19 protein-coding genes are annotated in these 20,747 nt (G+C 59.7%); 13 read left to right on the top strand and 6 right to left on the bottom strand.

The genetic code is table 11. The features are described from left to right. Positions 1–49: 49 nt before the first annotated feature. From ACZ9W6_RS13010 to ACZ9W6_RS12990, 5 genes are all read left to right on the top strand, one after another. On the top strand, positions 50–913 hold the full coding sequence (locus ACZ9W6_RS13010; protein WP_465191584.1) for a phosphoribosylaminoimidazolesuccinocarboxamide synthase: 864 nt from the start codon (positions 50–52) through the stop codon (positions 911–913). Between the two features lie 181 nt (positions 914–1,094). Further along, positions 1,095–1,682 carry a GNAT family N-acetyltransferase gene (locus ACZ9W6_RS13005; protein WP_465191583.1) on the top strand — a complete coding sequence of 196 codons (588 nt, stop codon included), beginning with the start codon at positions 1,095–1,097 and terminating at the stop codon, positions 1,680–1,682. A 164-nt stretch (positions 1,683–1,846) separates the two neighbouring features. Further along, positions 1,847–2,779 carry a sodium-dependent bicarbonate transport family permease gene (locus ACZ9W6_RS13000; protein ID WP_465191582.1) on the top strand — a complete coding sequence of 311 codons (933 nt, stop codon included), beginning with the start codon at positions 1,847–1,849 and terminating at the stop codon, positions 2,777–2,779. Positions 2,780–2,788: 9 nt separating this feature from the next. Further along, positions 2,789–3,091, top strand: a complete 303-nt coding sequence (locus tag ACZ9W6_RS12995) for a P-II family nitrogen regulator (protein WP_465191581.1) — start codon at positions 2,789–2,791, stop codon at positions 3,089–3,091. Positions 3,092–3,100: 9 nt separating this feature from the next. Next, positions 3,101–4,036, top strand: a complete 936-nt coding sequence (locus ACZ9W6_RS12990) for an alpha/beta hydrolase (RefSeq protein WP_465191580.1) — start codon at positions 3,101–3,103, stop codon at positions 4,034–4,036. A 60-nt stretch (positions 4,037–4,096) separates the two neighbouring features. Here the strand turns inward: ACZ9W6_RS12990 and ACZ9W6_RS12985 are convergent, their stop codons facing one another. Beyond that, complete coding sequence (locus ACZ9W6_RS12985) at positions 4,097–4,666, bottom strand: carbonic anhydrase (protein WP_465191579.1); 570 nt, start codon at positions 4,664–4,666, stop codon at positions 4,097–4,099. 233 nt (positions 4,667–4,899) lie between these two features. On the opposite strand from ACZ9W6_RS12985, the gene ACZ9W6_RS12980 reads away from it, so the two are divergent. From ACZ9W6_RS12980 to ACZ9W6_RS12970, 3 genes are all read left to right on the top strand, one after another. Beyond that, positions 4,900–6,921 (top strand): oxidoreductase, encoded by a 2,022-nt coding sequence (locus ACZ9W6_RS12980; protein WP_465191578.1) that lies wholly within the window; start codon positions 4,900–4,902, stop codon positions 6,919–6,921. Positions 6,922–7,132: 211 nt separating this feature from the next. Beyond that, the gene (locus tag ACZ9W6_RS12975) at positions 7,133–7,999 is read left to right on the top strand and encodes a phosphate/phosphite/phosphonate ABC transporter substrate-binding protein (RefSeq protein WP_465191577.1); all 867 of its coding nucleotides are present in this window, start codon (positions 7,133–7,135) and stop codon (positions 7,997–7,999) included. Continuing rightward, a complete protein-coding gene (locus ACZ9W6_RS12970) occupies positions 7,996–11,139 on the top strand; it encodes a bifunctional diguanylate cyclase/phosphodiesterase (RefSeq protein ID WP_465191576.1) in 3,144 nt (1,047 codons plus the stop codon). Before ACZ9W6_RS12975 ends, ACZ9W6_RS12970 begins: the two co-directional genes overlap by 4 nt. Here ACZ9W6_RS12970 and ACZ9W6_RS12965 read toward each other — a convergent pair. Then, a complete protein-coding gene (locus ACZ9W6_RS12965) occupies positions 11,136–11,636 on the bottom strand; it encodes a TlpA family protein disulfide reductase (RefSeq protein WP_465191575.1) in 501 nt (166 codons plus the stop codon). The two genes, ACZ9W6_RS12970 and ACZ9W6_RS12965, sit on opposite strands and share 4 nt — an antisense overlap. Positions 11,637–11,756: 120 nt before the next feature. Here ACZ9W6_RS12965 and ACZ9W6_RS12960 point away from each other — a divergent pair, with 120 nt between their 5' ends. The 5 genes from ACZ9W6_RS12960 to ACZ9W6_RS12940 all read left to right on the top strand — a co-directional run bounded on the left by ACZ9W6_RS12960 (position 11,757) and on the right by ACZ9W6_RS12940 (position 16,519). Then, positions 11,757–12,701: a carbohydrate kinase family protein gene (locus ACZ9W6_RS12960; protein ID WP_465191574.1), complete on the top strand. Its 945-nt coding sequence runs from the start codon at positions 11,757–11,759 to the stop codon at positions 12,699–12,701. 141 nt (positions 12,702–12,842) lie between these two features. Then, on the top strand, positions 12,843–14,126 hold the full coding sequence (gene gshA, locus ACZ9W6_RS12955) for a glutamate--cysteine ligase (RefSeq protein ID WP_465191573.1): 1,284 nt from the start codon (positions 12,843–12,845) through the stop codon (positions 14,124–14,126). A gap of 7 nt (positions 14,127–14,133) precedes the next feature. Next, positions 14,134–15,087 carry a glutathione synthase gene (gshB, locus tag ACZ9W6_RS12950; RefSeq protein ID WP_465191572.1) on the top strand — a complete coding sequence of 318 codons (954 nt, stop codon included), beginning with the start codon at positions 14,134–14,136 and terminating at the stop codon, positions 15,085–15,087. Further along, complete coding sequence (locus tag ACZ9W6_RS12945) at positions 15,072–16,142, top strand: FAD:protein FMN transferase (RefSeq protein ID WP_465191571.1); 1,071 nt, start codon at positions 15,072–15,074, stop codon at positions 16,140–16,142. Before gshB ends, ACZ9W6_RS12945 begins: the two co-directional genes overlap by 16 nt. After that, the gene (locus ACZ9W6_RS12940) at positions 16,139–16,519 is read left to right on the top strand and encodes a diacylglycerol kinase (RefSeq protein WP_465191570.1); all 381 of its coding nucleotides are present in this window, start codon (positions 16,139–16,141) and stop codon (positions 16,517–16,519) included. The genes ACZ9W6_RS12945 and ACZ9W6_RS12940 overlap by 4 nt, the downstream gene beginning before the upstream one ends. Positions 16,520–16,599: 80 nt before the next feature. Here ACZ9W6_RS12940 and ACZ9W6_RS12935 read toward each other — a convergent pair whose 3' ends face one another. The 4 genes from ACZ9W6_RS12935 to ACZ9W6_RS12920 all read right to left on the bottom strand — a co-directional run bounded on the left by ACZ9W6_RS12935 (position 16,600) and on the right by ACZ9W6_RS12920 (position 20,746). Beyond that, on the bottom strand, positions 16,600–16,983 hold the full coding sequence (locus ACZ9W6_RS12935) for a hypothetical protein (protein ID WP_465191569.1): 384 nt from the start codon (positions 16,981–16,983) through the stop codon (positions 16,600–16,602). A 129-nt stretch (positions 16,984–17,112) separates the two neighbouring features. Continuing rightward, the gene (locus ACZ9W6_RS12930; RefSeq protein WP_465191568.1) at positions 17,113–17,520 is read right to left on the bottom strand and encodes an SRPBCC family protein; all 408 of its coding nucleotides are present in this window, start codon (positions 17,518–17,520) and stop codon (positions 17,113–17,115) included. Between the two features lie 344 nt (positions 17,521–17,864). After that, positions 17,865–20,165, bottom strand: coding sequence for a type I DNA topoisomerase (gene topA / locus ACZ9W6_RS12925; RefSeq protein ID WP_465191567.1), 2,301 nt, complete (start codon positions 20,163–20,165; stop codon positions 17,865–17,867). Between the two features lie 122 nt (positions 20,166–20,287). Then, on the bottom strand, positions 20,288–20,746 hold the full coding sequence (locus tag ACZ9W6_RS12920) for a Smg family protein (protein WP_465191566.1): 459 nt from the start codon (positions 20,744–20,746) through the stop codon (positions 20,288–20,290). Position 20,747 lies beyond the last annotated feature (1 nt).

Below are 20,747 nucleotides of genomic sequence, written 5' to 3'. Positions count from 1 at the left end.
GCAGGCGACGCCCATCGGGTGTCGCCTTTTGTTTGATGAAGGAAGTTTCATGAGCCAACTCACCTGCCTGAAAAAAATCTACTCGGGCAAAGTCCGTGACCTGTACGAAATCGACGACAAGCGCATGCTGATGGTGGCCAGCGATCGTCTGTCCGCCTTTGACGTGATTCTGGACGACCCGATTCCGGGCAAGGGCCAGATCCTGACCGCGATTTCCAATTTCTGGTTCGACACCCTGAAAGACGTGGTGCCGAATCACCAGACCGGCGACAAGGTCGAAGACGTGGTGACTGCTGCCGAGCTGCCGCTGGTAGCCGGTCGCGCCGTGGTGGCCAAGCGCCTGAAGCCGGTGATGATCGAGGCTGTCGTGCGCGGCTATCTGGCCGGCTCCGGCTGGAAGGAATACCAGAAGTCCGGCACCGTCTGCGGCATTGTGCTGCCGGCCGGCCTGCAGGAATCGAGCAAGCTGCCTGCACCTATCTTCACGCCGTCGACCAAGGCGGCAGTGGGCGATCACGACGAAAACATCACCTTCGCCCAGTGCGAGGCGATTGTCGGTGCAGAACTGGCTGCCAAGGTACGTGACACCGCCATCATGCTGTACCAGACCGCGTCGGAATTCGCGGCCAAGCGCGGCATCATCATCTGCGATACCAAGTTCGAATTCGGTCTGGATGAAGATGGTACCCTGGTGCTGATGGACGAGGCGCTGACGCCGGATTCCAGCCGCTTCTGGCCGGCTGACAGCTATGCTGCCGGCACCACCCCGCCATCGTTTGACAAGCAGTTCGTGCGCGACTGGCTGGAAGCTTCCGGCTGGAACAAGCAGCCGCCGGCACCGGCCGTGCCGCTGGATGTGCGCGAGAAGACTGCCGACAAGTATCGCGAAGCGCTGACTCGTCTGACAGCCTGAGCCTTGCTGTCTGTCTGACATCAAAACCCCGCGCAAGCGGGGTTTTGCCTGTCTGCCGGTATTGAAATGCTGGTGGCTGTCGGGGCCTCTGGCTGACTGTCCGACAATTTGCCGCTGTTCTGGACGTATGGTAAGTTTCGGCGCCGCATTTGCGGCCAACCTTATCGCAAGGGAGTGCAGAATGAGTGTTCTGGTTATCCAGCCAACCCTGAAAACCGCACGCATGCAGTTGCTGCCGGCCAGCGCCGGCTGGGCACGCGCCATGCTCGATTTTGAAGTGCGTAACCGCCAGCATTTCGCACCGTGGGACCCGGCGCCGGGCGATATGTTCTTCACCGAGCTGTTCTGGGCCATGCGTCTGCGCCAGCGCGAGGACGATGCGCGTCAGGATAAAGGCATGATGTTTTTGCTGATGGCCGAGAAAGAGCCGGGCAAGGTTATCGGCATGATCAATCTGTCGAACTTTGTGCGCGGCATGTTTCAGGCCTGTCATCTGGGCTACAAGCTGGACAAGGATTACGAAGGCAAGGGCCTGATGAGTGAGGCGCTGCAAGCGGTGATCGGCTTTGCCTTTGGCGAGCTGAAACTGCATCGCATCATGGCCAATTACCAGCCGCAGAATGTCCGCAGTGCGGCGGTACTGAAAAAACTTGGCTTCAGCATAGAAGGCGAGGCCAAGGACTATCTGTTTCTGAATGGTGCCTGGCGCGACCATGTGCTGACGGCGCTGGTCAATCGCGATTACGACCAGAAGCCTTTGTTGAACTGAGCATCTGGCTGGAACTCGTCCTGTGTCTGCAGACACTAAGAGTCGCTGACAAAGCCTGCTGCGCGACTACCTCTCACAAGTGCACCGCCGTCGGCTGAGTCCGGTTTCCTGCGGGAGACCTTGGGCGGTGTCACGTCCGACAACATTGCAAGGAAAGGTAAGGCATGACGCTGGACCCGGTTGTACTGTTTTTCTTGCTGGGGCTGTTTGCCGCCCTGGCCAAATCCGATCTGAAACTGCCTTCGGCGCTGTACGAGACGCTGTCGGTGTTCCTGTTGATCGCCATCGGCCTCAAGGGCGGCGTGGCGCTGGCCAAGAGCGCCAGCCCGGCGGTACTGCTGCAGGTGGGGGGTGTTATCCTGCTGGGTACATTGCTGACGCTGGCGGCCTTCGCTGTATTGCGCCTGCGCTTTTCGCGTGCCGATGCGGCGGCGACAGCGGCGCATTATGGCTCGGTCAGCGTGGTCACGTTTGCCGTGGCGGCCAGCTTTCTGGCACGCCATCAACTTGAGGCCGAGCCGCAGCTGACGCTGTTTCTGGCGGTGATGGAGATGCCGGCGCTGGTGGTTGGTGTGTTGCTGGCGCGCTTGGGCGGCGAGCGCAAGGTGAACTGGGCACGACTCGGCCACGAGGTTTTCCTTGGCAAGAGTATGGTGCTGTTGCTCGGCGGTCTGGTGATCGGTTTCCTGGCCGGGGCCGAGGGCATCAAGAGCCTGTCGCCGCTGTATATCGACCTCTTCAAGCCGGTGCTGTCGCTGTTCCTGTTGGAAATGGGCCTGGTTACCGCCGGCAAGCTGGCCACCTTGCGTCAGCAGGGCGTGTTTGTGGTGCTGTTCGGTGTTGCCGTGCCGGTGATTTTCTCTTTTGCCGGTATCGCTACGGCCTTGCTGCTGGGCTTGTCGGCACCGGGCGCACTGCTGCTGGCGACTTTGTGCGCCTCGGCCTCGTATATCGCGGCACCGGCTGCGATGCGTATCGCGGTACCGGAGGCCAATCCGGCGCTTTCGCTGGGAGCCAGTCTGGGGGTAAGCTTTCCGTTCAATCTCTTGCTGGGGATTCCGCTGTATTGGCAGATTACCCAGGCGATTTATGCTTGAGGACGCAGCATGATTTTCCATGACAAGAAGCTGTTGACCATCATCACCGAGTCCGTACTGGAGCCATCGCTGGTCAAGGCGCTGCAGCGACTCGGCGCGCATGGCTATACCATTTCCGATGCGCGCGGTGGCGGGCAGAGCGGGGTGCAGGGCGGGGCGTGGTCGTTCGAGGTCAATATCCGCATCGACGTGGTGTGTGATGACACGGTGGCACAGGCGATTGCCGAGCACTGCCAGCAGAAATATCTGCCGGATTACGGCCTGATCCTGTATGTGTCCGACGTTGGCGTGATGCGCGCCAACAAGTTCTAGCCGTCGGCCATGTCAGCGGCCGGCTTTCGCCCCTTCAGTGTGCCCGCCAGCGATGGCCAGACTATCGCCGGCTGGGCGTGCCTGCCGGCAGGCATGCCGCGCAGTGTGGTGCTGATCGTGCACGGGCTGGGCGAGCACAGTGGCCGTTATCAGCCGCTGGCGCAAAGGTTGGCCGCAAGCGGCCACGCGGTGTATGGCTATGATCAACGCGGCCACGGCGAGCGTGCCGGCCTGGCCGGCTATTTTGCCGACCGTCACGGCTGGCCCTTGCTGATCGAGGATGTACGGGCGGTGCTGCTGTACATGCAGGCTCAGTATCCGGATGTCCCGCGTGTGCTGCTGGGGCACAGCATGGGTAGTCTGATCGCCAGGCAGTTTTTCCAGCAGCATGGTGGCTTGTTGCAGGGACTGGTGTTATCGGCCACGGCTTATCGCCAGCGACCGTTGGCCGCAGCCATGCGTACTCTGGCGCGTTTGTCCTGCTGGCTCGGCGGGGCGCGCCGGCCCAGCCTGATGCTGGCCTGGCTGGTGTTCGGCAGTTTCAACCTGGGCTTTTGGCCGACCCGTACGCGGGTGGACTGGTTGTCGCGCGACAAGGCGCAAGTCGATGCCTATCTGGCTGATCCGCTGTGCGGCCGCGTGCCGACAGCCGGGCTGTGGCGTGATCTGTTTGGTGGCATCGTGCAGCTGGAGACGGCCGAGGCCGCCGGGCAGGCGAGGCATGCTGAATGCCGCGTACTGCTGATGGCCGGCAGTCGCGATCCGGTCAGTTTCGGCAAGCTGGCCTTGCAGCAGTTGGCCGCAAGATATGCGCGTGCCGGCATTGCGCAGATTCATACTCACGTTTATCCGGGCGGCCGTCACGAGATGCTGAACGAGACCAATCAGGCCGAGGTCGAGGCTGATCTGTTGCGTTGGCTGGATGCCTGCGCGCACCGGGCCTGAGTGTTGCTGTCATGAAAAAACGGCCGCAGTGCGGCCGTTTTGCTTGGGGTGCAGAGCGGATCAGCCCTTGGGCACGATCTGCTGTACGCTGCCGTCGAGTGCCATCAGATAGGTCTCGACGCCGAGTTCCGGATATTTGCCAAGAATGGCCTTGCGCAGGCCCATCAGGGTCTCGGCATGGATGGCGGTTTCCTTCTCCGGATTCTTGCCGAAGTCTTCGCCCAGCACCACTTTGTAGGCCCCGCAGTCACGGTGATCAAGCACCATGACCTTCTTGATGTGATGCAGCTGGATGGCGACATCGAGATGTTCCCAGAAGGTGGTATTCCATGCCGGAAACTTGCCGGTAACCGCACCCAGTGATGCACCCGCCAGAATCACATGATCGTATTTATCGCGCAGGCCCTTGCCGGACATGAAACGCTCGGTGTCGTCGACCAGACGATAATCCATGCAGGACAGCAGCAGGGCTTCGGTGCCACCAGCGGCTTGTGCCGTGCGTGGCAGGAAGCTGGCCAGCAGCAAGGCACCACCACCCAGCGTACCGAGTTTGATGAAATCACGGCGGCCGATGCTCTGTGTCTGGCCGTATTGCTGACAATCACGATACTGCTGTTTGTGCTCGCACATGCTTTTCTCCCTGACGGATCGTTGTTCTGTTGCCTGCCGGCATTATTGGCTATCCGTTCACTCTAAATGAATAAATGTATTTGCGCTTTGATCTGGCATCGTTGTTGGTCAAACACTCGTTTGACAACTTACTGATCAGTAAGTATTGTCAACAGCAGAGTGATAATCAGAAATAGACCATTTGCAGCCTATGCTGCAAGCAGACAACGGCAATTCGATACGAGGGCATGATTATGGCGGCTTATCCCCATCTGTTGGCACCACTGGACTTGGGCTTTACCACACTGAAAAACCGCGTGCTGATGGGCTCGATGCATACCGGTCTCGAAGAGGCACCGCAGGGCTTCGAGAAGATGGCGGCGTTTTACGCCGAGCGCGCGCGCGGCGGGGTTGGCCTGATCGTGACCGGTGGTGTCGGCCCGAACGAAGAAGGCCGTGTCGCCGAAGGCGCATCCATGCTGGCAGATGAGGCTGAAGTGCCACACCACCGCATCGTTACCGACGCCGTGCATGCTGCCGGCGGCAAGATCGCGATGCAAATCCTGCATACCGGTCGTTACAGCTTTCAGGAAAGTCTGGTTTCCGCCTCGCCGATCTGTGCGCCGATCAACTTCTATCGCCCGCGCGAGATGTCGGAAGACGACATCCAGCGCACCATTGCCGACTTTGCCCGTTGTGCCAAACTGGCGCAGGATGCCGGCTACGATGGCGTAGAAGTGATGGGTTCGGAAGGTTATCTGCTCAACCAGTTCATCGCCCGCCATACCAACAAGCGCACCGACAACTGGGGCGGGAGTTTCGACAACCGCATCCGCTTTGCGCTCGAGGTGTTGCGTGCCGTGCGTGCCGCGGTTGGCCGCGAGTTCATCATCATCTATCGCCTGTCGATGCTGGATCTGGTGAAGGATGGCAGTGACTTTGACGAAGTGGTGCAGCTGGCGCAGGAAGTGGAAAAAGCCGGTGCCAACATCATCAATACCGGCATTGGCTGGCACGAAGCGCGCGTGCCAACCATCGCCACCAGCGTGCCGCGCGGCGGCTTTGCCTGGGTGACGAAAAAGCTGATGGGCAAGGTGAGCATCCCGCTGATTACCACCAACCGCATCAATACGCCGGAAGTGGCCGAGGACATCCTCGCCAGCGGCTGTGCCGATATGGTGTCGATGGCGCGACCATTCCTGGCCGATCCAGAGTTTGTGATCAAGGCCGAGCAGGGCCGCAGCGACGAGATCAACACCTGTATCGGCTGTAATCAGGCCTGTCTCGATCATATCTTCCAGGGCCAGCTCACCAGCTGTCTGGTGAATCCGCGCGCCTGCCGCGAGACCGAGCTGAATTACGAAAAAACTACCGCAGCGAAAAAGCTGGCGGTAGTCGGCGCCGGGCCGGCTGGCCTTGCCTTTGCCACCATCGCCGCCGAGCGTGGCCATGACGTGACCTTGTTTGATGCGGGCAGTGAAGTGGGTGGCCAATTCAATGTGGCTAAGAAAGTGCCGGGCAAGGAGGAGTTTTACGAGACGCTGCGCTATTTTGCGCGTCGTATCGAGATTACCGGCGTCACGCTGCGCCTGGACACCCGCGTCACAGCGGCTGATCTGGCAGCGTTTGATGAGGTGGTGCTGGCGACCGGTATTGCCCCGCGCAAGCCGCCTATTGACGGTATCGACCACGCCAAGGTGCTCGGCTATCTGGACGTACTCAAGCATGGTGCAGAGGTTGGCCGCAAGGTGGCGATTATCGGTGCCGGCGGTATCGGTTTTGACGTGGCCGAGTTCCTCGCGCACGAAGGTAAGTCGCCTTCGCTGGACGTGCCGGCCTTCATGAAAGAATGGGGCGTGGATATGGAGATCGCTAGCGCCGGCGGTCTGGCCGCCAGCGGCCCGCAGCCGCATCCAAGCCCGCGCGAGATCTATCTCTTGCAGCGCAAGAGCAGCAAGGTGGGCGAAGGCCTGGGCAAGACCACTGGCTGGATTCACCGTGCCAGCCTGCAGATGAAAAACGTGCGCATGATCCCGGGCGTCAGCTACGACAAGATCGACGATGCCGGCCTGCATGTGACCATCAAGGGCGAGCAACAGGTGCTGGATGTGGACAATGTGATCATCTGTGCCGGCCAGGACCCGCTGCGCGAACTGCAGCAGCCGCTGCTGGATGCCGGCAAGCCGGTACACCTGATTGGTGGTGCCGATGTCGCGGCCGAGCTCGATGCCAAGCGTGCGATCAATCAGGGCGCAAGGTTGGCCGCAAGCATCTGATCGGCTTGAGCTGATCATGCCGAAACCGGTGGTGTGTGATGCACGCCACCGGTTTTTTATTGAAACATGCGCTGTATGAACGGCAGCTTGTGTCAATTTGTCAGGAGTATTTGCTCAGGATCAGCATGCATTTTTGCGTCTGATGCTTAATTGCTTCATCATTAGCCTGTAAATTCTTAACAATAATGACAGCGTGTCTTGATAGAGACGAATGACTGTCCATGAAGAACAGCAGAACGAGAACGGTGTGATGGTCAGGAAATGGCTTGCTGGCTTGTGTTTGTGCCTGCTTGGGGCTGCCACGGTGCAGGCTGCCGAGAGTCTGGTGCTTGGTGTGGTGCCGTATTTGTCAGCACGCAAGCTGGCAACGCTGTATGAACCGCTGCGCGCCGAATTGCAACGCAGCCTCGGGCAAAGCGTTACGCTGGAAACCGCGGCCGATTACAGTTTCTTTCTCGAACGCACCCGGCAAGGTCGTTATGACATCATTGCCACTTCGCCTTATTTCGGGCGTCTTGCCCAGCTTGAGCAACTCTATATACCGCTGGCCAGACCGCTGACCGATCTCGAACCCTTGCTGATTACCCGCCCTGACGGGGTCAAGCGCATTGCCGAGCTGCGTGGCAAGGTGGTTTCTACCAGTGACAGGCTGGCGAACCTCACGTTGGCCGCCCATCGTCACTTTGTCAGCCTGGGTTATGCCCCCGGTAAAAACATCATCATCCGCCCGACCGGCAGTCACGCCAACTCGATGGCTTCATTGCTTAGTGGCGAGTCGGCCGCGGCCATCGTATCTGTGAGCTCGCTATACCAGCTCGGCCCCGAGGCGATGAAAAAAGTCAGGGTACTCGAACATCTGCCCAAGACCACGCCCTTGCTGTATCTGGGACATCAGCGCCTTGGCAAGGCACGAATCGACAAGCTGCAAAAGGACATGCTGCACTTTGCCAACGAGACCGAGCTTGGCAAGGCTTACAGCCTCGAACTCAAGCACGATGGCTTGCGTGAAGTCAGCAATGCCGACATGCAGTCGCTGGATCCCTTCGTCAAGGATCTGAAAGGGTTGATGAAACAATGATCTCCCGGCTTCGTCCACGGTCCTTGCGCTGGAGCATCATCCCGATGCTGCTGCTGGTGCAGTTGTTGGTGTTCGCCATGATCGCCTGGCAAGGCGTGCATGTTTTACAGGAAATGGTGCACAAGCAGACCGAGCTGCGGCTGCGGACGCTGCAAAGTGAACTGCAGGCGGCACTGATTGCGCCGATTCTCGAGCGCGACTTCGTTACTTTGCAGGAGATTGCCGACGAGCTTACCCACGGTGGCGATCTGGCCTATCTGGTGGTGCGTGACAGTAGTGGCAAGGAGCTGACCCGTTCCGGCGTGCCTGATGCCATCGAGCGCAGTCTGGATACCGGTATCGACGATACCAGCGACGAGATTTTTGATACCCAGCTGAAAATCAGCCAGGGGCAGATACAGGTTGGCCTCTACACCACCGAAGCCGGCGAGATCCTGGCTGGTCTTGTTGGCAAGACCGGCCCGGTAATCCTGCTGGGCATGCTGACGATTACAGCCTGGATGATCTGGGCCACGCTGCGGCTGACGCGGCGTTTGGGCTATCTGGAAAGCGCAGCCGAAGCGTTGGGGCAGGGCAATCTCTTGTCGCGGGCGCCCGAGAGCCAGCGTGACGAGATTGGCCGGCTGGGCGAGGCATTCAACCGCATGGCGGCTGCCGTGCAGTCGGCTGATGAAAACTGGGCCAAGAGCCAGCGTTTTGCCGACATGTTGTTGATGGCGATTCCGATTCCGGTATTTTACAAGGATGCACAAGGGCGTTTTCTGGGGTGCAATGCGGCCTTCAGTCGCGTAACCGGTTTCAGCCGGCTCGATATCCGGGGCAAGACCACGGCCGAGTTATGGCCGGAGCAGATTGCCAATATCCACCTTTTGCACGACGACAAACTGATGCGTGGCAGTGGTCATACCGATTATCCGGCTACGGTGCTGACCCAGTCCGGGCAGATTCGCCATGTGATTCTGACCAAGGACGTGTTCTACAACGAGCTGGGTGAAATCGCCGGCATCATCGGTGCCTGGAATGACATCACCGAGCAAAATCTGGCTGAAGAGCGTCTGCGCTTGTTGGCCAGCGTATTCAAGCATTCACACGATGGCATCATCATTGCCGATGCCCAGGCTCGCCTGCTGGACATCAACCGTGCCTGCAGCGCGATTACCGGTTATGAGCGCGAAGAGCTGATTGGCCATACTCCGCGCAAATTCCAGTCTGGTCGCCATGACCGCAACTTCTATCTGCTGATGCGCGAGCGGCTGGAAAAAACCGGCCACTGGCAGGGTGAAATCTGGAACCGGCACAAGAGCGGCGAGGTTTATCCGCTGTTGATGTCGATTTCGGTCATCAAGGACAAGCAAGGTAACGTCAAAAACTATATCGCGGTGTTTGCCGACATCCGCATCATGAAGGCGCAGGAAGCGCGTCTGGCACAAATGGCGCATCACGACCCGCTGACCCATCTGCCTAATCGTGTGCTGCTGGCCGACCGGATGCGGGTGGCGATTGCTCATGCCCAGCATAGCGGCAAGTGGCTGGCGATCTGCTTTATGGATCTGGACGGCTTCAAGGTGGTCAACGATCGCTATGGCCACGATGTTGGCGACCAGCTCCTGGTCAAAGTGGCGGAGCGCTTGCAGAACACTCTGCAAGGCGGTGACACGCTGGCGCGTCTTGGCGGTGACGAATTTGTGTTGCTGCTGGGTGGTCTGCCTGATCTGCAGGCCTGCCGTTACCAGTTGCAGCGGGTGCTGGATACGGTGGCGCAACCGGTGGAGCTCGGGAATATCCGCATCGATATCTCGGCCAGTATTGGCGTCACCCTATATCCGCAAGACGAGCAAGATCCGGATACCCTGTTACGCCACGCCGACCAGGCGATGTATCAGGCCAAGGAACGCGGCCGTAACGGCTACCAGATTTTTGATGCGGAGCATGATCGCCTCAGCCGCAGCAAGCAGGAGAGCCTCGGCCGGCTGACTCAGGCGTTGCAGCAGGGCGAGCTGTGCTTGTATTACCAGCCCAAGGTCAATATGCGTGATGGGCGCGTGATCGGTGCCGAAGCGCTGATGCGCTGGCAACATCCGGAGCGCGGCTTGCTGGCACCAGCGCACTTCCTCAGCGATGCCGAAGGCACCGAGCTGGATATCGCGATGGGTGAGTGGGTGATCCGCACCGCCTTGCAACAGATGCAGGTCTGGCTGGATCAGGGCCTGAATCTGCCGGTCAGCGTCAATATTTCGGCCCATCATCTGCAGCAGGACAATTTCGCCAGCCGGCTGCAGGATTTGCTGGATGAGTTCCCTGATCTGCCAAGAGGCATGCTCGAAATCGAGGTGCTGGAAAGCACGGCATTGAAGGATATCGCGCGGGTCGGGGCCTTGATGTCGACCTGCCGCTCGCTGGGCGTCGAGTTTGCGCTTGATGACTTCGGTACCGGCTATTCCTCCTTGCTGTATCTGAAACGGCTGCCGGCGCGCAAGCTGAAGATAGACCAGTCCTTCATCCGCGACATGCACGAGGACGGTGATGACCTCGCCATTGTGCAGGGCATTGTCGGCTTGTCCGAGGCGTTCAACCGTTCGGTGGTGGCCGAGGGCGTGGAGAGTGTCGAACATGGCAGCCTGCTGCTGCACATCGGCTGTGATCAGGCGCAAGGCTATGGCATTGCCAAGCCGATGCCGGCGGAAAACATGCTGCCGTGGGCGCAGACCTGGCAGGCGGATCAGGCCTGGAAAGAGGCCGGTGCTCGGCGCTGGACGGGTGACGATACGCGGCTGTTCAACCTCGAGCTTGCGCATCGTCAGCAGACCAACCAGCTGATTGCCTGGTTGGCCGCAGGTGCCAATGCGCCGTTATCGCTGGATAACGAAGGTTATCGTGACTTTGATAACTGGTATCACGGTGCCGGCAATGCCTATTTTGGCGAGCATCCCTTGTATGGCACGCTGGGACAGGTTCACCAGAAACTGTTCATTTACGGCGAGAGATTGCTGACCTGGCATCATGGCGAGCAGACCGAAATGGGGGCAGAGTTGGCCGCATTGCGCGACCGTCTGCAATACCATGTGCGCACCATGCTGGGCTCGGCGGAATTGCCGGCAGCCCGTCAGCAGGCGGTACGCGAAGAAGAGTTCACCATCTAGCGCAGTGGCGTGCCAAGCCGCGCCAGCTCGGCTTGTAGTTTGGTCTTGTCTATCTCTCCAAGCAGACTCGCACGCAGCTTGCCCTTGTCGTCGACGATGACGGTATAGGGCAGGCCGCCGCTGCGATTGCCCATCTGTTTCATCGCTGCAATGCCATCCCCGTCACTCAGCAGGATGCGGTAGCTCACCGGATTTTTCTGCAGATAACTTGCCACTGCATCGGGCTGATCGAGTGCTATACCGACAAAGTGCACGCCTTGCTTGTTCGCTGCCTTGGCCATCTCTGACAGCATCGGCATTTCCTTGCGGCAAGGAGGGCACCAGGTCGCCCAGAAGTTGATCACGTTCAGTTTTTTGCCAAGAGGCTGCAGTTCCGCAACTTTACCCTTGATGTCCTTCAGTTGCATGGCGGGGATATCAGCGGCCCAGCCTTGCGGGCTCGCCAGTAAAATGATGCCGGCGGCGCTAGTACAAATGAATTTATTGATGACATTCATGGGTTTTCCTGAAATTTATGTGCATTTAACAACAGTTTCCGGCTAGGGAGTTGCGGCGGGCTGGGTGATTGCGCCGGCGTGCCGTGATACAATGTTCGATTACTTTTTGCTCGTCCGGCCATGTCCATTCTCGTTTGCGGCGCGCTTGCCTACGATACCCTGTTTTCGTTCAAAGGTCGTTTTGACAGCCAGATCCTGCCGGATCAGCTGCATAAAATCTCGACCACCTTTCTGGCACCCAGCATGCGCCGCGAGTTTGGCGGCATGGCCGGTAATATCGCCTACAGCCTGAGCCTACTGGGCGAGCGTCCATTGGTGATGGGGGTTGTCGGCGAGGATTTCGAGCCTTACCGCCAGCACCTGCGCCGCAATAATGTGGACGACCGCTATATCCGTACCATTCGCGGCCAATATACCTCGCAATGCTTCGGCATCTCTGACAAGGATGGCAACCAGCTGATGGCCTTCCATCCGGGGGCGATGGATTACTCCACCGAAAATCATATCTGTGACATTGCCGAGCCGGTCAAGCTGGCCATCCTGTCGCCGGGCGGTCACAAAGCGTTTATCGTGCATTCGCGCGAGTTGCACGAAGCCGGCATTCCTTTCGTGTTCGATCCGGGCCAGGAGTTGCCGCTGCTGTCGGCTGACGAGTTGCACGAGATCGTGGCGCTGGCCGACTATGTTGCCATCAACGACTACGAGAGCGAGCTGATGCGCGAGCGCGCCGGCCTGACCATCGACGAGCTGCGCCGCAAGACCAAGGCGCTGGTGGTCACGCGTGGCTCCAAGGGCGCCGAGATCTATGTGGGCGACACCGTGCATGTGATTCCGCGCGTACAGATGCCGATCAAGCCGGTAGACCCGATGGGCTGTGGCGATGCCTTCCGTGCCGGCCTGCTGTACGGCATCCTGAATGGCCTCGAGTGGAAGGTCACCGGCCGTCTGGCGAATGTGATCGGTGCGATCAAGGTGACTACTCACGGTTGCCAGAATCACCATTTCGACTGGGACAAGCTGCGCAGCATGTACCAGCAGGCTTATGACGAGCCATGGCCGCTGTAAGCCGGCACGTTCAGCCCCGACCAAGCAAGGCATGCGTTCGCGCATGCCTTTTTTTGCGGCCAGGGTTGGCCGCAGACTTGAAGTGAGGCCGTGGCGGCCCCACCATCCTGCAATTACACATCCCTCGGCAGAAAGGGCATCATGACTGTTCCACACCTCACCACCGCACTTACCGGCCCCCTGCTGGAACTGGAAAGCCGCATCCTGGCCGCCCAGCCGCAGATCGAACACTGGTTCCGTACCCAGTGGAACAATCATGCAGTGCCGTTTTATGGCTCGGTTGACCTGCGCAACAGCGGCTTCAAGCTCGCACCGGTCGACATGAACCTCTTTCCGGGCGGCTTCAACAATCTGAACCCCGAATTCCTGCCGTTGGCTGTTCAGGCGGCACAAAGTGCGGTGGATCGCGTTTGTCCGGAAGCGCGCAGCATCCTGCTGATTCCGGAAAACCACACCCGCAATACCTACTATCTGCAGAACGTCGCCGCGCTGGTGCATATTTTCGAGCAGGCGGGCCTGAAAGTACGTCTGGGTTCGCTGAATCCCGAAATTACCGAACCGACTACCTTGCAGGCGGCCAACGGCGACGAAGTCATTGTCGAGCCGCTGCAGCGCCAGGGCCGTCGCGTGGTATTGGCTGATGGCTTCAACCCTTGCATCGTGCTGCTGAACAACGATCTGTCGGCCGGCCTGCCGGAGATTCTGCAGAATCTGGATCAATACCTGCTGCCGCCGCTGCACGCGGGCTGGGCGGTACGTCGCAAGACCAATCACTTCGCCGCTTACGATCGTGTGGTGGCCGATTTCGCCACCATGTTGTCTATTGACCCGTGGCTGATCAACCCGTATTTCGTTGCCGCCAAGGGACTTGACTTCCATAGCCGTCAGGGCGAGGACGAGTTGGCCGCACTGGTGGATGCGACGCTGGACAAGATCCGCGCCAAATATCAGGAATACGGCATTAACCACGAGCCTTTCGTGATCGTGAAAGCCGATGCCGGCACCTACGGCATGGGCATCATGAGCGTGAAGAGCGGCGAGGAAGTGCGCGGCCTGAATCGCAAGGCACGCAACAAGATGGCGGTGGTGAAAGAAGGGCTGGAAGTCTCCGAAGTCATCGTGCAGGAAGGCGTTTACACCTTCGAAAGCGTCAACGAAGGCGTGGCCGAGCCGGTGGTATACATGATGGACCGTTATGTGATCGGCGGTTTCTACCGCGTGCATACCGGCCGTGGCATCGATGAAAACCTCAACGCACCGGGTATGCATTTCGTGCCGCTGTCTTTCGAGAAGCCCTGCCTGCCGGATCGCAAGGAAGGCCCTGACGCGCCGCCAAACCGCTTCTATGCTTATGGCGTGATTGCGCGTCTGGCGCTGTTGGCCGCCGCGCTGGAACTCGAAGACACCGACCCCCTTGCCGAGTGAGGCCAAGATGAGAATCCTGTTTGTTGCCGACCCGCTGGACAGCTTCAAGATCAAGAAAGACAGCACTTACGCGATGATGGAGGCGGCCGCCAAGCGCAGCCACGCCATTTCTTTCTGCGAGCCGGCCGATATCACCGTTGAAGGCGGCCGCGTGATGGTGGATAGCGTGCAGGTGACGCTGACACCGCCGCGCGACTACAAGGACTGGTACCGGCTGGGCGAGGCGCAGCGTCTGCCGCTGAACGCCTTTACTGCCGTGGTGATGCGCAAGGACCCGCCGTTCGATCTCGAGTACCTGTACGCCACCCAGCTGCTGGAGCTGGGCGAGAAGCAGGGCGCGCGCGTGTTCAACCGCCCGCAAACCTTGCGTGACTTCAACGAGAAGCTGGCGATCCTGAATTTTGCCGACTTCGTCGCGCCGACACTGGTGACCTCGCGGCCATCCAAGCTGCTGGCCTTTGTGCGCCAGCATCAGGATGCGATCCTGAAACCGCTGGACGGCATGGGCGGCAGCGGCATTTTCCGCGCGCGGCCTGATGATCCCAACCTTAACGTGATCATCGAGACGCTGAGCCAGCAAGGCACGCGCACGCTGATGGCGCAGCGTTACATCCCCGAGATCCGCAACGGCGACAAGCGCATTCTGGTGATTGACGGCAAGCCGGTCGATTACTGCCTCGCGCGCATTCCGCAAGGCGGCGACAACCGTGGCAACCTCGCGGCCGGCGGCCGTGGTGAAGTGCGCGAGCTGTCGGCGCGTGACCGCGAAATCGCAGAGACACTGGGGCCACAGCTGAAGGCTCGCGGCATCCTGCTGGCCGGCCTTGATGTGATTGGCAACTACCTGACCGAGGTCAACATCACCAGCCCGACCTGCTTCCGCGAGATCATGGATCACAGTGATGTCGATGTGGCAGGGCTGTTTATCGACGCGCTGGAGCGTGCATGCAGCACGCACTGAGCATCGGACGACAGGCAATGACAAGGGCGGCTCTGGCCGCCTTTGTCGTCTTGGCACTGGCCGCCTGCAGCAAGCCCGAGCCGTGGAAGCAGGAAAGCTATGTGTTCGGCACCCGCGTCGAGCTGACGGTGTATGCGGCCAACCTGACCGTGGCGGAACAAGCTGCCGCCAGTGTGCTGGCCGATCTGGATCGTCTGCACAGGCAACTGCATCCGTGGCAGGCCGGCAGCGATGTGGTGGCGGCCAACCAGGCGATTGCCGCCGGCAAGCCTTTTACCCCGTCTGTCGAAGTCGCCACGCTGGTGCGCGAGGCGCAGCAGCTGGAGACACGCAGTGGTGGCCTGTTCTCGCCGGCCATCGGTGCCATGGTCGCGTGGTGGGGCTTTCAGCAGGACAATCCTGCCGATCGGCAACGCCCGGCCAGCGAGCTGACCCGCCTAGTCGAGGCGCGGCCACGCATGGCGGATCTGGCGTGGCAGGGCAGCCAGCTGTATAGCGCGAACCGCCAAGTGAAGCTGGATTTTGGCGGCATGGCCAAGGGCTGGGTGCTGGATCGTGCCTATCGCCAGCTGCAAGTCGCCGGTGCCAGCGCGGCGCTGGTGAATATCGGCGGCAATATCATTGCGCTGGGCGAGAAGCCGGATGGTGAACCGTGGCAAGTCGGTATCCGCCACCCACGCCAGAGCCTGGCGATGGCTGTGCTGCCGCTGCACGATGGCGAGGCCATCGGCACCTCGGGCGATTATCAGCGCTATTTCGAGGTCGCCGGCCAGCGTCATTGTCATCTGATCGACCCGCGTGACGGCAATAGCGACTGTCGCGTGCAGTCTCTGAGCGTGCTGGTGCCCAAGGGTGCACAGGCCGGCCTGCTGTCCGACGTGGCCAGCAAGCCGATGTATTTTGCCGATGCGGCCAACTTGCCTGTGCTGGCACGGCAATTCGGTGTCACCGGCTGGCTGCGCATCGATGCCAAAGGTCATGCCATGCTCAATCCTGTCATGGCAAAACGGTTAGAATGGCGCCTCAAACCCGACAGTATCCAGGAAGCCCCATGAGTCACGAGGAAAGCCCGTTCAAGGGCAAGACCGGTCTGCGCCGCCTGTTCAATGCCTTTGGCTATTCGCTGGATGGCCTGCAAGCCGCCTTCCGCCACGAAGATGCCTTTCGCCAGCTGTCCTTGCTGTCACTGCTGCTGATTCCGCTGGCGTTGTTTGTGGTGGATGCCAGCAGTCTTGGCCGCGCCATGCTGGTGGCCAGCTGCCTTGCCACGCTGGTGATCGAGTTGCTGAATTCGGCGATCGAGGCCGCGGTCGATCACACCTCGCTGGAGCGTCATCCGTTGGCCAAGCGCGCCAAGGATATGGGCAGTGCTGCCCAGCTGCTGGGGCTGATCAATCTGGCCTCGGTATGGGGCCTGGTGTTGCTGGGCTGAGCCTGTCTGGTGGATGCAAAAAAGCGAACCCGCGGGCTCGCTTTTTTCTTGCTTGGCTTTGCCTGGATACACATTGGCACTTACTCACGGCTACGGTTTTGCAATTCCGTATCAGCCAGTCTGGCTTGCTCCTCCTTGCGAGCCTGCTCCTGTCGTACCAGCTCCTGCAAGCGAGCCTCCTGCGCCTGGCGCTGCTTTTCCGCTTCCTCAGCCTGTTGCCGGGCAATCTCTTCCTTGCGAGCCTGTTCGGCCAGCGCCTGTTTGCGTTTGCGCTCCTCCTCGCGCATATGCGCAAGGTAAACCTTCACCAGCGGATGCAGGGTCAGCACCAGCGTGAGGGCGAAGCCCAGCACGATGAAGGCGACGTCCTTGGGGTCAAGCAGCAGCAGGATAAAACTGCTGAGCGCACAATAGATGGCCAGCAAGTAAAACCCGGTGGTGCGCGGAGGAGCTTGTTTGTTCATGTTCTCCAAAAGCGGCAAGCAAACCATGGCAGAAGCTGAATTATCCGTTCATGCCGCGAGATTGGCACGCCAATTTTGTGCAAACGTATCGGGCGCAAACTGGAGCAGAGCTATTTATCGCGCCACCAGCTAGCCTTGCTTGTGAACATGGCGGGCAAAGTTGTCGAGTATCGCCTGCCAGCCCTGACGCTGCAGCTCGGCCGGGTGCTGCTGTTCGGCGTCAAAGCAGACCTGCACCAGTACGCTGTCTGCCTGCGGCTGAAAATGCACACTGCACTGACGCTCGCCAAAGGCGTATTCGATCAGCTCGTGCGGCACGATACGGGTATAGCTGCCGGCAAAATCAAAACCGGCACTGCCATCGCGGGCTTCCATACGCGAGCAGAACGCCCCGCCAACGCGCAGATCCACCGTCGCCCTGGTGGTATGCCAGTCATCCGAAGCGGCATTCCACTGCATGATGTCATCCGGCGTAGTGTAAGCACGCCAGACCTTATCGATCGTGGCACGGACCGTGGTTTCAACCGTGATCTTCATCGTGAAATCTCCTTGTCTGTCGGGCGGGGACGATCTGAAACTGATCATGCGTGATTGCGGATTTCAAATCTCATCACCACGTTGGCCGCAAAGTGCTGATGGCTTGCGGCCAACCTTTTCGTGGTAAACGTTGCGCCTCGCTGGCTCGGTAGCAAGCTACGTCAATGCCCGATTTGCCGCGTTGTGTTGGCGTGCCCAAGGTATCAAGGTAGCCCATTCCCGTTGGCGCATGCCGTGAAAAATACTGCCTGTGCGGGAATTCATCAGCGACTCGGATTCAAGTTTGAAAAAAGCGAACCCGCAGGTTCGCTTTTTTCATTTCTTAGCCATGTAAGCCAGCTGCCTTATTCGGCATCTGCCGCCTTACCTTCCGGCGGGGCGATCTGTTCGGCGTAGCCGCATTCCTTCTGCGGGCAGACCTTTTCGGTGCCGCGACGCTTGGTGGTCTTGATCGTCAGTACCGGCCACTGGCATTTCGGGCAGGTTTCGGCAATCGGCGGGTTCCACGTCGCGTAGGTGCACTTCGGATAGGTGTTGCAGCTGTAGAACAGCTTGCCGTAGCGGCTCTTGCGTTCGATCAGGCTGCCGGCCTTGCACTGCGGGCACTCCACGCCGGTGTCGCGCGGTTTTTCCAGCGGCTCGATGTGCTTGCACTTCGGATAGTTGGCGCAGCCGATGAACTTGCCGTAGCGGCCTTTCTTGATGTGCAGCTCGCCATCGCAGGCCGGGCAGCGACGGTCTTCGATGACGGTCGGTGCTTCGGCTTCGGCGGCGGCTTGTTCGGCGGTTTCGCCGACGTTGCGCGTGTAGTCGCAGTCCGGGTAACCGGTACAGGCGATGAAGCGGCCGCGTTTGCCGAACTTGATTGACAGTGGCTTGCTGCATTTCGGGCAGGCTTCATCCAGGCTTTCGGTGGTGATTTCGGCGCGCGAAATGCCTTCTTTTTCGGTGATCTGCTTGAAAAAACCTTTCCAGAAGCTGTCCAGCACCGGTACCCATTGACGGGTGCCGCTGGCGATTTCATCGAGCTGGTTTTCCAGCTTGGCGGTGAAGTTGTAGTCAACGTACTGGGCGAAATGCTCGGTCAGGAACTTGTTGACGATGTCGCCGGTATCGGTCGGGAAGAAACGCTTTTTGTCGAGAATCACATACTCGCGGTCTTTCAGCGTCGAGATGATGCTGGCGTAGGTCGACGGGCGGCCGATGCCGTACTCTTCCAGCGCCTTGACGAGACTGGCTTCGGAGAAGCGTGGCGGCGGCTGGGTGAAGTGCTGCTCGCCGTAGAGCTTGTCAACCGGCAGGCTGTCGCCGACCTCCAGGAGCGGCAGCTTGGCGTTTTCTTCGTCTTCGGCGTCATCGACGTCTTCTTCGTACACCGACAAGAAGCCGGCAAATACTAGCACCTGGCCGCTGGCGCGGAAAATGCCGTCGCCGACGGCGATGTCCACGCTGGTGGTGTCGAACTTGGCCGGTGCCATCTGGCAGGCCAGCGTCCGCTTCCAGATCATGTCGTACAGCTTGAACTGGTCGGACGTCAGGAAGGGCTTCATTGCCTCCGGCGTGCGCAGGATAGAGGTTGGCCGCACGGCCTCGTGCGCCTCTTGCGCGTTCTTCGACTTGTTCTTGTAGGCAATCGGGTTTTTCGGCAGATGGTCGCCGTCAAAACGCTCGGTGATATAACCGCGGATTTCCTCGACCGCTTCGTTGGCGAGAGCCACCGAGTCGGTACGCATATAGGTAATCAGACCGACGGTGCCCTGGCCGATGTCCACACCCTCATACAGCTGCTGTGCGGTGCGCATGGCGCGGTCGGTGGTCATGCCCAGCTTGCGCACGGCCTCCTGCTGCAGGGTGGAGGTGGTGAATGGCGCGGCCGGATTGCGGGTCTTTTTCTTCTTTTCGATATTGGCGACGTTGGCCGCATGATTCTGCAGCAGTGCCAGAATGCGCGACTGTTCGCCTTCGTTCGGGATGCTGAACTGTTCGAGTTTTTCGCCCTTGAACTGGATCAGCTTGGCGCTGAACTTGGTGCGGCCCTTGTGGCTGTCGAGATGGACAGTCCAGTATTCCTGCTCGACAAAGGCCTTGATCTCGTTTTCGCGTTCGCAGATCAGGCGCAGCGCCGGGCTTTGCACGCGGCCGGCAGACAGGCCGCGACGGATCTTTTTCCACAGCAGTGGCGACAGGTTGAAGCCGACGAGGTAGTCCAGCGCACGGCGTGCCTGCTGGGCGTCGACGAGGTCCTGCATGATGGGGCGCGGGTTGGCAATCGCATCCAGCACGGCGTTCTTGGTGATTTCGTGGAACACCACGCGCTGGGCGGTCTTTTCCTTCAACAGTTTTTTCTTGTTGAGGATCTCGACCAGATGCCAGGAGATGGCTTCGCCTTCGCGGTCCGGGTCCGTTGCCAGATAGACGTGATCGACCTTGTTTACCGCTTCGATGATGGCATCGACGTGCTTGCTGTTGCGGGCGACCAGCTGGTACTTCATCGCGAAGTCTTTTTCCGGGTCAACCGCACCGTTTTTCGGCACCAGATCGCGCACATGGCCATAGGAGGCCAGGACCTCGAAATCCGGGCCCAGGTATTTTTTCAGAGTCTTGGCCTTGGAGGGCGACTCGACAATCAGCAGGTTAGCGGGCATAGGTGTTTGTCATTCAGTGTGTGCCGTGGCACGACAATATTGTGTATTCATCAAACGAAACAAGAGCGCAAGTCCGGCGCTCTTGGTATTGCATTCATTCCAGCCACGACGGGTGGCGGGATTTATTGCATCGGCGGCTCGCCGTGCAGTGCGCACAGCAGTTCTTCACCGATGAGGATGGGCAGCTCGGCACCCTGTGCCCACAACACCATCAGCGCGGCCAACTTGGCCGTCGGCAGGGTGATTTCGTCGTCCGGCATCGCCAGCAGGCGGTCGATCAGCATTTCGCGCTGCGACGGTGACAGTGCGCCGTTGTGTTCGAGAAAGACGATCAGGCCACGGATTTCGCTGTCCAGCCGTTCGGTTTCCTCTTCGCAGAACACGCGACAGCCTTCGCTATCGTCCAGTGCCGCGTACAGACCCTTGTTGATCTGCTTGAGCCCGTCCAGCCAGTCGAGTGCATCGCTGATTTCCTCGTGCTGAAAGCCGGCGGCAGCCAGCTGACGGCCCAGGTCGTCGCGCTCGGGGCAGGCGGCCGGGTCGTTGAATTCTTCGAGGAGAAACGCCAGTACATCAAACATG

The sequence above is a fragment of the Vogesella lacus genome (assembly GCF_979366295.1).
Note: the sequence above shows the minus strand (reverse complement) of the source record. Positions and strands in the feature narration are given on the sequence as shown.

Excerpts from the sequence above, each read along its gene's own strand:
- ACZ9W6_RS13010 (WP_465191584.1), top strand. The coding sequence starts at position 50 with ATGAGCCAACTCACCTGCCTGAAAAAAATCTACTCGGGCAAAGTCCGT.
- ACZ9W6_RS13005 (WP_465191583.1), top strand. The coding sequence starts at position 1,095 with ATGAGTGTTCTGGTTATCCAGCCAACCCTGAAAACCGCACGCATGCAG.
- ACZ9W6_RS13000 (WP_465191582.1), top strand. The coding sequence starts at position 1,847 with ATGACGCTGGACCCGGTTGTACTGTTTTTCTTGCTGGGGCTGTTTGCC.
- ACZ9W6_RS12995 (WP_465191581.1), top strand. The coding sequence starts at position 2,789 with ATGATTTTCCATGACAAGAAGCTGTTGACCATCATCACCGAGTCCGTA.
- ACZ9W6_RS12990 (WP_465191580.1), top strand. The coding sequence starts at position 3,101 with ATGTCAGCGGCCGGCTTTCGCCCCTTCAGTGTGCCCGCCAGCGATGGC.
- ACZ9W6_RS12985 (WP_465191579.1), bottom strand. The coding sequence starts at position 4,666 with ATGTGCGAGCACAAACAGCAGTATCGTGATTGTCAGCAATACGGCCAG.
- ACZ9W6_RS12980 (WP_465191578.1), top strand. The coding sequence starts at position 4,900 with ATGGCGGCTTATCCCCATCTGTTGGCACCACTGGACTTGGGCTTTACC.
- ACZ9W6_RS12975 (WP_465191577.1), top strand. The coding sequence starts at position 7,133 with ATGACTGTCCATGAAGAACAGCAGAACGAGAACGGTGTGATGGTCAGG.
- ACZ9W6_RS12970 (WP_465191576.1), top strand. The coding sequence starts at position 7,996 with ATGATCTCCCGGCTTCGTCCACGGTCCTTGCGCTGGAGCATCATCCCG.
- ACZ9W6_RS12965 (WP_465191575.1), bottom strand. The coding sequence starts at position 11,636 with ATGAATGTCATCAATAAATTCATTTGTACTAGCGCCGCCGGCATCATT.
- ACZ9W6_RS12960 (WP_465191574.1), top strand. The coding sequence starts at position 11,757 with ATGTCCATTCTCGTTTGCGGCGCGCTTGCCTACGATACCCTGTTTTCG.
- gshA (WP_465191573.1), top strand. The coding sequence starts at position 12,843 with ATGACTGTTCCACACCTCACCACCGCACTTACCGGCCCCCTGCTGGAA.
- gshB (WP_465191572.1), top strand. The coding sequence starts at position 14,134 with ATGAGAATCCTGTTTGTTGCCGACCCGCTGGACAGCTTCAAGATCAAG.
- ACZ9W6_RS12945 (WP_465191571.1), top strand. The coding sequence starts at position 15,072 with ATGCAGCACGCACTGAGCATCGGACGACAGGCAATGACAAGGGCGGCT.
- ACZ9W6_RS12940 (WP_465191570.1), top strand. The coding sequence starts at position 16,139 with ATGAGTCACGAGGAAAGCCCGTTCAAGGGCAAGACCGGTCTGCGCCGC.
- ACZ9W6_RS12935 (WP_465191569.1), bottom strand. The coding sequence starts at position 16,983 with ATGAACAAACAAGCTCCTCCGCGCACCACCGGGTTTTACTTGCTGGCC.
- ACZ9W6_RS12930 (WP_465191568.1), bottom strand. The coding sequence starts at position 17,520 with ATGAAGATCACGGTTGAAACCACGGTCCGTGCCACGATCGATAAGGTC.
- topA (WP_465191567.1), bottom strand. The coding sequence starts at position 20,165 with ATGCCCGCTAACCTGCTGATTGTCGAGTCGCCCTCCAAGGCCAAGACT.
- ACZ9W6_RS12920 (WP_465191566.1), bottom strand. The coding sequence starts at position 20,746 with ATGTTTGATGTACTGGCGTTTCTCCTCGAAGAATTCAACGACCCGGCC.